Origin of the sequence: Micromonospora sp. NBC_00362, from assembly GCF_026342155.1 — a bacterium.
GTDB classification, from domain to species: domain Bacteria; phylum Actinomycetota; class Actinomycetes; order Mycobacteriales; family Micromonosporaceae; genus Micromonospora; species Micromonospora hortensis.
The window spans coordinates 525,046-536,444 of record NZ_JAPENH010000001.1 but is presented as its reverse complement, the minus strand read 5'-3'; the positions used below and the strand labels follow the sequence as shown (position 1 = coordinate 536,444).

Annotated in this window: 10 protein-coding genes; 4 read left to right on the top strand and 6 right to left on the bottom strand. The window is 70.8% G+C overall.

The features are described 5' to 3' along the window. Window positions 1-111: 111 nt before the first annotated feature. Window positions 112-678 (bottom strand): TetR/AcrR family transcriptional regulator, encoded by a 567-nt coding sequence (locus tag OG992_RS02330; RefSeq protein ID WP_238682601.1) that lies wholly within the window; start codon window positions 676-678, stop codon window positions 112-114. A 111-nt stretch (window positions 679-789) separates the two neighbouring features. Here OG992_RS02330 and OG992_RS02325 point away from each other — a divergent pair, with 111 nt between their 5' ends. After that, window positions 790-2,181 carry an MFS transporter gene (locus OG992_RS02325; protein ID WP_266302182.1) on the top strand — a complete coding sequence of 464 codons (1,392 nt, stop codon included), beginning with the start codon at window positions 790-792 and terminating at the stop codon, window positions 2,179-2,181. A 619-nt stretch (window positions 2,182-2,800) separates the two neighbouring features. Here OG992_RS02325 and OG992_RS02320 read toward each other — a convergent pair. The 4 genes from OG992_RS02320 to OG992_RS02305 are packed head-to-tail and all read right to left on the bottom strand — an operon-like array spanning window position 2,801 to window position 7,790. Next, a complete protein-coding gene (locus tag OG992_RS02320; protein WP_238686984.1) occupies window positions 2,801-4,735 on the bottom strand; it encodes a Na+/H+ antiporter NhaA in 1,935 nt (644 codons plus the stop codon). A 43-nt stretch (window positions 4,736-4,778) separates the two neighbouring features. Continuing rightward, complete coding sequence (locus OG992_RS02315; RefSeq protein WP_238686983.1) at window positions 4,779-6,284, bottom strand: tripartite tricarboxylate transporter permease; 1,506 nt, start codon at window positions 6,282-6,284, stop codon at window positions 4,779-4,781. Between the two features lie 20 nt (window positions 6,285-6,304). Beyond that, window positions 6,305-6,766, bottom strand: a complete 462-nt coding sequence (locus OG992_RS02310) for a tripartite tricarboxylate transporter TctB family protein (protein ID WP_238686982.1) — start codon at window positions 6,764-6,766, stop codon at window positions 6,305-6,307. Between the two features lies 1 nt (window position 6,767). After that, complete coding sequence (locus OG992_RS02305; protein ID WP_238686981.1) at window positions 6,768-7,790, bottom strand: tripartite tricarboxylate transporter substrate-binding protein; 1,023 nt, start codon at window positions 7,788-7,790, stop codon at window positions 6,768-6,770. A 145-nt stretch (window positions 7,791-7,935) separates the two neighbouring features. On the opposite strand from OG992_RS02305, the gene OG992_RS02300 reads away from it, so the two are divergent. Both OG992_RS02300 and OG992_RS02295 read left to right on the top strand, forming a co-directional pair. Then, on the top strand, window positions 7,936-8,619 hold the full coding sequence (locus OG992_RS02300) for a response regulator transcription factor (RefSeq protein ID WP_266302181.1): 684 nt from the start codon (window positions 7,936-7,938) through the stop codon (window positions 8,617-8,619). Between the two features lie 4 nt (window positions 8,620-8,623). Then, complete coding sequence (locus tag OG992_RS02295) at window positions 8,624-10,105, top strand: HAMP domain-containing sensor histidine kinase (RefSeq protein ID WP_238686979.1); 1,482 nt, start codon at window positions 8,624-8,626, stop codon at window positions 10,103-10,105. 22 nt (window positions 10,106-10,127) lie between these two features. Here the strand turns inward: OG992_RS02295 and OG992_RS02290 are convergent, their stop codons facing one another. Continuing rightward, window positions 10,128-11,072 carry a TAXI family TRAP transporter solute-binding subunit gene (locus OG992_RS02290; protein ID WP_266302180.1) on the bottom strand — a complete coding sequence of 315 codons (945 nt, stop codon included), beginning with the start codon at window positions 11,070-11,072 and terminating at the stop codon, window positions 10,128-10,130. 133 nt (window positions 11,073-11,205) lie between these two features. Here OG992_RS02290 and OG992_RS02285 point away from each other — a divergent pair, with 133 nt between their 5' ends. Then, a complete protein-coding gene (locus OG992_RS02285) occupies window positions 11,206-11,379 on the top strand; it encodes a hypothetical protein (RefSeq protein WP_266302179.1) in 174 nt (57 codons plus the stop codon). The last annotated feature ends 20 nt before the right edge of the window (window positions 11,380-11,399 follow it).

Below are 11,399 nucleotides of genomic sequence, written 5' to 3'. Positions count from 1 at the left end.
ATGGTGGCCCGATGTTTCCCGAGAGTCAAGGGTCCGAGTCCATCGTGATTCCCCGAACACGTTCCGCAGCTGTTCCACTTCGGACATCGCGGCGCGGGCCGACCGCCGAGGTCACTCCGGCTGCGCGCTCAGCCCGTCCAGGGCGACAGTGAGGACGTGATCGCGCTGGTCGGCCCGGGGAAAGTGCCCGGAGGCAATGGCGCTGGCCAGGCGCATGACGTCGTCGATCGTCACGTCGGCGCGCACCTCGCGCGCCCGCTGGGCCCGCTCCAGCAGCGGCCCACCGGCCGCGTAGAGCGCCCGCCGGCACTCCAGGTAGGCGGTGGACTCCCGGTTCAGGCCGGCGGCCAGCGGTTGCTTCGCCCCGATGTACTCCACGAAGCGCCGCAGCCAGGCGTACAGGCCATCGCGGGGGGCGAGGCTCTCGGCCTCCCCGGCGGTCGCGCACACCGCCTCGACCTCGGTGACGTAGACGTTCTCGATCAGCACCTCCCGGGTCGGGAAGTTGCGGTAGAGCGTCGCGATACCCACTCCGGCGCGGCGGGCGATCTCCTCCAGCGGAGCCTCCGCGCCCTGCTCGGCGAAGGCGACCCGGGCCGCCGCCAGGATCGCGTCGTAGTTGCGGGCGGCGTCGGCCCGGTGCGGGCGGGCCACGCGCAGGTGGGTGAGGGCCGTCACGATGCGATGTCTCCCAGCGCTAGCAACCGGAGGCCGACTATCACTAGAGTGATAGCACGCCTCCACTTATTCGGAGGTCTCCTATCAGTCTAGCCCGAAAGAAGGCGGACCATGCCCGCTCCCCGTCGCGGGATCGCCCTGGCGCTCATCCTCGGCTCGCAGCTGATGATGACGCTGGACACCTCGATCATCACGACCGCGTTGCCGCACGTGCAGCGGCAGTTCGGCTTCTCCCCGTCCGGGCTCTCCTGGGTGCAGAACGCCTACGTCCTGGCATTCGGCGGACTGCTCCTGCTCGGCGCCCGAGCCGGTGACCTGCTCGGCCGCCGCCGCGTCTTCCTCGCCGGGATCGCCCTGTTCACCGCGGCGTCCCTCGCCGCCGGCCTCGCCCCGAGCGGCAGCTGGCTGATCACCGCCCGCGTCGTGCAGGGCCTCGCCGCCGCGCTCGCGGTGCCCTCCACGCTCGCGCTACTGGTCGCCGACCACCCCCAACCGGCGGCCCGAGCCAAGGTGATCGCCCTCTACAGCGCGGTCATCGGCGCCGGCGGCAGCGTCGGCATCGTCATCGGCGGCGTCTTCACCGACCTGCTCTCCTGGCGCTGGGGAATGCTCGTCAACGTGCCGATCGGCATCGCCATCGCGCTGCTCGCACCACGGTTCCTGGTCGAGACCGAACGCCGCGCCGGTGCGTTCGACCTTGGCGGGGCGCTGACCTCCACCGGCGGCATGACCGCCCTGGTGTACGGCTTCATCCAGGCCGCAGCCGCCGGCTGGAGCGCACCGGGGACCGTTGTCTCGTTGGGTCTCGGCGCCGTCCTGCTGACCGCCTTCGTGCTGATCGAACACCGGGCACCACAGCCCATCACCCCACTGCGACTCTTCCGCAGCCTGGAGCGCTCCGGGGCGTACGCCGGGCGGATCCTCATCGTCGGCGCCACCTTCTCCACCTTCTACTTCCTCAGCCAGTACCTCCAGGAGGTGCTGCACCTCAGCGCCCTCCAGACCGGCTTCGCGTACGTGCCCATCACCGGCATGTTCTTCGCCATGGTGTACGCCATCCGGCCCCTGCAGAACCGGCTCGGCCGCCCCATCCTGCTGGTGGCGTCCCTCGTGCTCGCGCTCGCCGGCATGGCGTGGCTGTCGCGCATCTCGACCGGCTCCAGCTACTTCCCGGACGTGCTACTGCCCCTGCTGGTGATCGGAATCGGCCAGGGCATCGCCATCATCCTGATGACCCAGGGCGGCGTCGCCGGAGTCGAACCACAGGACGCCGGCGCCGCGTCCGGCCTCGTCAACGTCGCCCACCAACTCGGCGGCTCGCTCGGCATCGCGATCCTCACCATCGCGTACACCCGCGCCAGCTCCGCCACCGACCCGACGGCGGGCTTCCACGCGGCCTTCACCGGCGCGGACGTCTTCTTCCTGATCGCCCTGGCCCTCGCTGTCGTCGTGGCCGTCGCGGGCCGCCGCGCCAACCGGCTCGCCGCCCTCCCGGTCACCTGAACGCCCCGGGGGCGCCCGGGGCCGCGCGCGCTGCGGGGCCCCCGGCGGGCAGGGCCGGGGCGGGCGGGGCTGAGGCGGGCAGGGCTGAGGCGGGCAGGGCTGAGGCGGGCAGGGCTGAGGCCTGGAGGGCTGAAGCGTGCCGGCCCCGAGGGCTGTGGGCGCGGGCCCCGCGGCCCGGGGCTGCGGGGCTGCGGGGCCCTGGGCTGCGGGGCCCTGGGCTGCGGGGCCCTGGGCTGCGGGGCCCTGGGCTGCGGGACTGCGGGACTGTATGGGATGGCGCGCTGCCTTTGGAGCTGATGCCGCAAACGAATCAGACCGAATGCCTGCCGCTTCTTCCTGCCGGCTGGAAGGCGGCGGAGCGGATGATCAGGTCGAGGTCGCGGATTGTCCCCCTCCCGGCCGCGCCCCGGAAAGCCCTCGGCCGGCAGCGCCGCCGGTGATGTCGCAAACGATTCAGCTCCAAAGGAGCCGGCCAACACCTCCGCACCCCGCGACGCGGAGGCGGGCTCGGCAGTCACGGCGGCGGACGCCGTTGATCCGGCGACGCCGCGACTGTCGGAGGGCGCCGGGAGGTGACCGGTGCGCTCGTCGACCGCATGGCGCGGTGACGGCCACGCGGTCAGCTCGCCGGACCGGCCTCGCGGCGGCCGGGGTCCCGAGGGTGGTACTCGGGGCGGAGCTTCGCGCTGGCGAACGCCGACTTCACCGCCGCCGAGAGCGCGGCGATGTCGTACGCGCCGTGGTGCCGCCGGCCGTTGATGAAGAAGGTCGGGGTGCCGGTGACGCCGCTGAGGTCGGCGGAGTCGACGTCCTCGGCGATCCGGTCCACGCCCATCCGCTTCACCATGTGCTCGCGGAACCCGTCCAGGTCCAGGCCGAGCTGTTCGGCGTAACCGAGCACGTCAGTGGGATTGAGAGCGTCCTGGTGGGCGAGCAGCAGATCGTGCATCTCCCAGAACGCGCCCTGCTCCCCCGCCGCCTCGGCGGCCTCGGCCGCGAGTTGAGCATGCGGGTGGACGTCGGTGAGCGGCAGGTGCCGCCAGACGTACCGGACGTTGGCGAAGTCCGCCAGCAACTCTCGGACCACCGGCTCGGCCTGCCCGCAGTAGGGGCACTCGAAGTCGCCGTACTCCACCACCGTCACCGGCGCATCGAGCGACCCCCGCATGTGGTCGCGATCCGGATCGACCGGCAGCATCAGGTCGACGATCCCCTCGGTGACGCCCAGCAGCGCACGCGTCCGCCGCGCCGGCGAGAGCCGGCCGACGGCGCGGAACACCAGCCAGGTGACGACTGACGCGCCGAGCGTCGCCACGAGGATGCCGAACTTCGCCTCGTCCAGGGCCGGGCCGCTCAGGGCGTGGGTGGCGATCAGGAGCGCGACGGTGAACCCGATGCCGGAGATCGTGCCGACCCCCGCGACGGCGACCCACCCGACGGGCGGCCGGAACCGGTTACCGCTGAGCCGGGTCACCAGCCACGCGGTGGCCACGATCCCGGCCGGCTTGCCGACGACGTACGCGACCACGACGCCGACCGTGACCGGAGAGGTCACGGCCCGGGCCAGCAGGTCGCCGTCGATCACGATGCCGACGTTGGCCAGCGCGAACAGTGGTACCACCACGTAGCTCGCCAACGGGTGGTAGAGCGTCTGCAACCGCTCGTTCGGCGACAGCGCCGAGGTGAGCCCGGCTCGGGCCATCCGGGCCAGTTGCGGGGTGGGTTGTTCCCGGAAGAGGCGGAACTGGTCGCTGGCCCGCTGCAGGTCGCCTCGGCCGGGAGCGTAGGCGTAGGTCAGCAACCCCATCACCAGACCCACAGCGACCGGGTCGACACCGGACATCGAGACGGCGAGCCAGGCCGCCACCCCGAGCAGCGCGTAGACCGGGCCGAACCGCACCCCGCAGCCCCGGACGAGCAGCACGACGCCGAAGATCGCCGCCGCGACGATCAGCGCCGTCAGTGAGGGGTGGTGCGGGTACGCGATGGCCAGCACCGCGATCGCTACCACATCGTCGACGACGGCGACGGTCAGCAGGAAACCCCGCAGCCGTTCCGAGAAGCGTGGCCCGAAGACGGCCAGCGCGCCGAGCGCGAGCGCGGTGTCGGTGGCCATCACCGCGCCCCAGCCCGCCGCTGTGGTGTGCCCGGCGTTGATGGCGAGGTAGATGGCGATCGGTACGAGCATGCCGCCGACCCCGGCCAGCATCGGCAACGCCAGGCGACGCCGCTCCCGCAACTCGCCGATGTCGAACTCGCGGCGCAGCTCCAGCCCAGCGACCAGGAAGAAGAACGTCATGAGCCCGCTGTTGACCCAGAAACGCACGTCGTGTGACACGCGCCAGTCGCCGAGCTGGATCGAGAAGGAGGTCTCCCAGACCGACTCGTACGACGACACGTGCAGGTTGGCCCAGACCAGAGCCACCACCGCGGCGATCAGTACCACCCGCGCGCCGCCGGTCTCGGTACGCAGGAACGAGCGCAACGGGGCGTTGAACCGCCTGTCCCAGACGGTCCGGCTGGTCCAGCCCCGGGGCGTGTTGTCGCTCGTCACGGGAACAATCTTCGTCGACCTGACCGTCACGTGGTCCGGATTGCTACTCCTCCTCCGCGAAGACGACGGCGCGGCGCCGTCGGATCGTCGGCAGGACGGCGACGACGAGCGCGACGAGCGCCAGGGCCAGCAGCGCCGCGGAGATCGGCCGGGTCACGAAGACCGACGGGTCGCCGCGGGAGATGATGAGCGCCCGGCGCAGGTTCTCCTCCAGCAGCGGGCCGAGGACGAAGCCGAGCAGCAGGGGCGCCGGCTCGCACCCGCACTTGATCAGGACGTAGCCCAGGATCCCGAAGAACGCGATGGCGTAGACGTCGTACGCGTTGGAGTTCAGCGAGTAGGTGCCGATCGCGGCGAACAGGATGATCATCGGAAAGAGCACCTGGTACGGGATGCGCAGCATGCGCACCCAGAGGCCGATCAGCGGCAGGTTCAGCAGCAGCAGGAGCACGTTGCCGATCCACATCGACGCGATCAGGCCCCAGAACAGCGCCGGCTCGTCGTTGATGACGTTCGGGCCCGGGGTGATGCCGTGGACGATGAACGCGCCGATCATCAGTGCCATCACCGGGTGGGCGGGCAGGCCCAGGGTGAGCAGCGGAATGAACGACGTCTGCGCGGCGGCGTTGTTCGCCGACTCGGGGCCGGCGACGCCCTCGATCGCGCCCCGCCCGAACTCCTGCGGCCGCTTCGAAATGCGCTTCTCGACGGCGTACGAGGTGAACGAGGCCAGCACGTGGCCGCCGCCGGGCAGCACACCGAGCGCGGCGCCGAGACCGGTGCCCCGCAGGATCGGGGCGACGATGCGACGCCGGTCCTCGCGGGTCGGCCAGAGGTTGGTCACCTTGCTGACGATTGCCGTGCGGGTCTGCTCGTTCTCCAGGTTGCGCAGGATCTCGGCCACCCCGAACAGGCCCACGGCGACCGACACGAAGTCGATGCCGCCGTACAGCTCGCGCTGCTCGAACACGAAGCGGGGCGTTCCGGTGTAGATGTCCTGGCCGACAGTGCCGAGCAGCACGCCGAGCGCGATCATCGCCAGTGCCTTAAGCGCCGTGCCCCGTGCCAGCGCGATCGACACGATCAGGCCGAACAGCACGAGTGAGAAGTAGTCGGCCGGGCCGAACTTCAACGCGACACTGGCCAACGGCGGGGCCGCGGCGGCCAGCGCCACGGTGGCGACCGTACCCGCGACGAAGGACCCGATCGCCGCGGCCGCCAGGGCGGGGCCGGCCCGGCCCTGGCGGGCCATCTCGTGCCCGTCCAGCGCGGTGACCGCCGCTGACGACTCACCGGGCAGGTTGATCAGGATGGCGGTCGTCGAGCCGCCGTACTGTGCCCCGTAGTAGATGCCGGCCAGCATGATCAGCGCGGTGACCGGTTCGAAGCTGAACGTGATCGGCAGCAGCATCGCCACGGTGGCCGTGGGCCCGATGCCGGGCAGCACACCGACAGCGGTCCCGAGCAGCACTCCCACGAAGCAGTAGAGGACGTTCTGGACCAGCAGGGCCGTCGAGAAGCCCAGCGCGAGGTTGTCGAGGAGTTCCATGCCTCAATCCGGATGCCGCGTCAGAAGCCCAGCCAGGGGCCCCACAGCGGGATCCGCAGCTGAAGTCCGACGACGAAGATGAGCGTGCTGGCAACTGTCAGCCCGGCGGCCACAGCCACCGCCGTGAGCAGCCGTACGCGGGCGCTGGCCAGGGTGGTGAGCAGTGCGGTCACCGCCGTCGTCGGTACGAACCCGAGTCGCCGGATGGTGAACCCGAAGAACAGGACCGCGAGCACGATGACGGCGACCGCGCGCCACGGGATCGGCCCGAACGAGATCACCTCACCGGCGACGAGGCCCTTGCCGGCGATCGCCAGGCCCAGCGCGACGACTGCCGCGCCGACCAGCAGCGGGAAGGCGCCTGGGCCCATCCGGGTCGGGGTGCCCAGCTCGTAGCCGAGCGCCCCCACCACGAATGCGCCACCGATCAGGACGAAGATCCCCCCGGCGAGGACGTCCGGGAACGACCGTCGGCGCTCCACCTCAGGAGACCTTCACCCCGGAGTCGGCAATGATCTTCGCCCAGGTGCCGAGCTGCTCGTCGAGCTTTGCCCGGTGCGCGTCCGGGGTCGCGTCCTGGGCCGGGACCGGCGCGGTGCCGAGTTTGGCCATCTGGTCGATGACCGCCTGGTCGGCCAGTGCCACCTTCAACGCCTCGGACAGCTTCTGCACGATCTCCGGCGGTGTGTCGGCCGGAACGTAGAGACCGTGCCACACGCTGACCGTCAGCTGCGGCAACCCGGCCTCGGTGGTGGTCGGCAGGTCGGGAAGGCTCTTGACGCGCTCGGGTGTGGTGACCGCGTACGCCTTCACCTTTCCCGCGGCGATCTGGCCGCTGGTGTTTGTCGTCTGGTCGCACATGAAGTCGACCTGGCCACCGACGAGGTCGGTCAGCGCGGGTCCGGTGCCCTGGTACGGAACCTCCTGAAGCTTCACACCGGTGGTGCTCTGGAACAGCAGACCGCACAGGTGCGACGCCGCGCCGATACCGGCGTTGGCCAGCGTGACCTTGTCGGCGTTCGCCTTCACGTGGGTCACCAGGTCCTGCAGCGTCGCGGGCGCGAAGTCCTTACGCGCGACGATCGTCATCGGCACCTCGGTGACGAGCCCGACCGTCTCGAAGTCCTCCAGGGGCTTGTAGCCCAGGCTCTTGTAGAGGGCGGGCGCCGTCGACATGCCGATGTGGTGCATGAGCACCGTGTAGCCGTCCGGCTTGGCCCGCGCGACATCGCCGGCGCCGACAGTGCCGCCGGCACCCTCGACGTTCTGGACGACGATCTTGCCGCCGAGCTTCGCGGCCATCGGCCCGGCGATCATCCGGGTGACAGTGTCCGTCGGGCCACCCGCGCTGAACGGCACGACGATAGTGATGTTCTCGTCCGGATAGTTCGCGGCGTCCCCTCCGCCGGCGGCACCCCCGTTACCCGAACAGGCGGCGGCGAGCGAGACGACACCGATCGCGGCGATCAGCCGCGCGGTGGCCCGGTACCTGCTGGTCGTTCGCATACGGCGACCTCCCTATCAACGCATGGACATCCCTCGGCGCGTCAGTGGCCCCCAGTCTCGGCTGGTCGGGGCCCGGATGGTGTCAGAAAAATCCCAAGAACCCGGGCCGGCACGAGCACCGATCCGGGCCGTACACTTCGCCGGTATGCGGATAACCGTCATCGAGGATGACGACCGCGTGGCGCGGGGCCTGGTGACCGTCCTGACCCAGGCGGGCTTCGAGGTTCACCGTGTCGCCACCGCCGCGGAGGCCGAGCGCGCCGCTCCGTCCGACGTGGTCCTCGTCGACCTGGGTCTCCCCGACGGCGACGGGCTCGACCTGATCCGCAAGCTACGTGACCAGCCGCAGACCGCCGTCATCGCGGTGACCGCGCGGTCCGAGGAGCACGAGCGGGTTCGTGGCCTGCGCGCCGGCGCCGACGACTACATCGTCAAACCGTTCGGCATCCCCGAGTTGCTCGCCCGGATCGACGCCGTCCTGCGGCGCACCCGGGCCGCTCGCGCTCTGGGCCAGACCGACGAGCCGCTCGTCCTCGGCCCGATGCGGATCGGCGTCGGCACCCGCGAGGTCACCGTCGACGGCGCGCTCGTGCCGTTGACCCGTAAGGAGTTCGAACTACTCCTGCTCCTGGCCCGGCGGGCACCCAACGTGGTGAGCCGTGACGTCATCCTCGACCAGATCTGGGGCGCGACCTGGGAGTCGTCCAGCCGCACCCTGGACACCCACATCGCGGCGCTGCGGCACAAGCTCGGGCCGGACGTGGTCATCCGGACCGTCCACGGCGTCGGCTATCGGCTGCTGGCCGACCAGCCGGAGCTGATCGGCTGACCGCGTGCACCGCCGGCTGCTCGTCGTCCTGGTCCCCCTCGCCGTGCTGCTCGTCGCGGCGCTCGGGGTGCCGCTCAGCATCACAGTCGCCGAACGGGAGATGCAGGAGACGTACGTCAACCGACTCAACGACGTCGGCCGGTTCGCCTCACTGGCCGAAACCGCGCTGTCGACCGGCCGTACCGAGGCGTTACAGCAGGAGCTGACGCGGTACCACGAGCTCTACGGCATCCCGGTCGCGCTGATCGACACGTCGGGCGCGGTGCTGCTCGGACCGGCCGACGAGTACCAGAAGGCGGCGCGCGCCGAGGCGGCGTTGCCCCGGATCGTCACCGCGGCGCTTGCCGGCGCGCGCTCCGAACCGTCCTGGGAGTGGGCGCCGTGGGACGACTCCGCACTCGTCGTGGCGGAGCCGGTCGGCCGGGACAGCGAGGTCGTCGGCGCGGTGGTGACGATCTCCGACCTGTCCCGGACGCGCGAGCTGATCCTCGTACGCTGGGCCCGGCTGGCCGGGCTCGGGCTGCTGCCGTTGCTCGCGCTGACGGCCGTCGCCTGGCCGGTGTCGGCGTGGGTGCTGCGCCCGGTGCGGAAACTCGACGCGGCGACCTCACGGATCTCCGAGGGCGACCTGACCATCCGCGCCGACGCCGAGGCCGGCCCCATCGAACTGCGGCGGCTGGCGCGGTCGTTCAACACCATGATGGACGCCGTCGAGAACGCCGCCCAGCGACAGCGCGCCTTCGTCTCCGACGCGTCACACCAGCTACGCAACCCGTTGACCAGCCTCCGGCTCGCGGTGGAGAGCCTCGCACCACACCTGCGGTCCGACGGCGACGGACAGCAGGTGTACGACGTCGCCGTCGACGAGCTGAAGGCGATGCAGCGGATGCTGAACTCGCTGCAGGCCAGCGCGCGGATGGAGAGCCTGCGCACGGCATCGCCGGTGGACCTCGACGAGGTGCTGGCGACCCGGGTGGACCGGTGGCGTGCCCTGACGGCCACGGCCGGGCAGAGCCTGACTGTCGACGTACCCCCGGGGTTGCGGTTGTTGGAGCCGCCCGGCGGTCTGGGCAGCATCCTGGACGAGCTGATCAGCAACGCGTTACGGCTGTCCGACGCGCAGGCCGTGCAGGTGACCGCACAGGTCGTCCCCGCCGGTGGTGCTGGTCTCCCGGTGACACCGGTTAGCGCGGGCGACGCAGCCGTGGTCACGGTCGCCGTCCGCGACGATGGTCAAGGCATCGACGCATCCGAGCGGGCCCAGGCGTTGCAACGCTTTTGGCGCTCACCTCGGCACCAGAACGTGTCCGGGACCGGGCTGGGCCTGGCGATCTGCGCCGACCTCATCGGGACGGCCGGGGGTGAGCTGCGGCTGGAGGAGGGCCTGCCGCGTCCGGACGGCTCCGGGCACGGGCTCGCCGCGGTGGTGGTGTTGCCGGTCGCTCCCCAGGTTGCCTCACCGTCCGACGCGTCCGCGTCGGTCTGACGCTCCGGCCCCTGTTGCGGCGTCAGCGTTTGCGGTCGCGGAACCAGGCCGCCGCACCCGGGTGGAGCGGGACCGACGCGGTGGAGATCCCGGTACGCACGTTGATCTGCCACGCCTCCGGAAGGGCCTCGGCGCCATCGCGACCAGCGGAGGTGATCGCCCCGGTGTGCCGGAAGACCGTGTCGGTGATGGAATAGACCAGGTCGTCAGGCAGGTCGTCGCGCGCCAGCAACACGTTCGGTACGGCGACGGTACGCGTCGCCGGGACGCCGTCGTACGCAGCCGCGTGGATCATGGCCGGGGCGTAGGGCCCCGGGTACGCCGTGAAGAGCCCGTCCGCCTGCGCGTCCAACGGAATCAACCGGATCGGGTGCCGCTGCGCCAACTCGGTGATGGCGGGCGTAGGGACGCCGGTCAGCGAGAACATCGCGTCGATCGTCCCGTCGCGCAGTGCCGCCGCCGACTCGGCCTGGCTGAGGTTCCGGCCGTCGGCTTTGAGCGGGCCGAGCCTCAGGACCCGCAACGACGTGAATTCCGTGCCGGAGTCGTGGGCACCGAGGGACACCCGCTTGCCCTCAAGGTCCCGAAACTCGCCCATCGCCGAACCGGCCATGACCACGAGATGCAGATGACTGTCGTAGAGCCGGCAGATCGCCGACAGCCCTCCGGGCGCACTGCCGTCGCTGGTGATCAGCGCGTCCAGGCTGGTCAGCCCCAGGTGCACCTCACCGGCCCGCAGCATTCGGATGTTGTCGGTGGACGCCCCGCTCGGCACTGTGGTCACAGTGACACCCGGCACCTGCGCGGAGATGTGCTCGGCCAGCGCTCCGCCGATCCGCCGGTAGACCGCCCCCGCCGGCCCGGTCGCCAGTCGCAGGTGGACCGGGTCCGCCTCGGGCCGCCGCGAACAGCCAACGAGCAGCCCACTGCCAGCCAGCAACACCGCCCGCCGACTGAACCGCGTCATGCCGAGATGATACGGATGCCGCCCCCGGCTGCGCCGATCTTGCACTTTCGGTCGTCGAGATGCGGGTCTTTGCGTCATTTGTCGCGACAGAAAGTGCAAGATCGCGGACCTCGGGTCGTTGTGGATCGACGACTTGCCCGCTGTAACACAGCGGGAGATCGTCAGCCACTGGCGCAACGGGCTGGTGACGGCTGGCGAGCAGCAACTGCCGGAGACCGAGCACAAGGTCAACGTCATCCGCAATCTTCAGGAGTTGGTGGACGCCACCTATTCCGCAGGGTTTCCCGAGACGCACGACCCTGGGTAGCCAATGCGACCCCGCGGCTC

Excerpts from the sequence above, each read along its gene's own strand:
- OG992_RS02325 (WP_266302182.1), top strand. The coding sequence starts at position 790 with ATGCCCGCTCCCCGTCGCGGGATCGCCCTGGCGCTCATCCTCGGCTCG.
- OG992_RS02315 (WP_238686983.1), bottom strand. The coding sequence starts at position 6,284 with ATGGAACTCCTCGACAACCTCGCGCTGGGCTTCTCGACGGCCCTGCTG.
- OG992_RS02305 (WP_238686981.1), bottom strand. The coding sequence starts at position 7,790 with ATGCGAACGACCAGCAGGTACCGGGCCACCGCGCGGCTGATCGCCGCG.
- OG992_RS02300 (WP_266302181.1), top strand. The coding sequence starts at position 7,936 with ATGCGGATAACCGTCATCGAGGATGACGACCGCGTGGCGCGGGGCCTG.
- OG992_RS02290 (WP_266302180.1), bottom strand. The coding sequence starts at position 11,072 with ATGACGCGGTTCAGTCGGCGGGCGGTGTTGCTGGCTGGCAGTGGGCTG.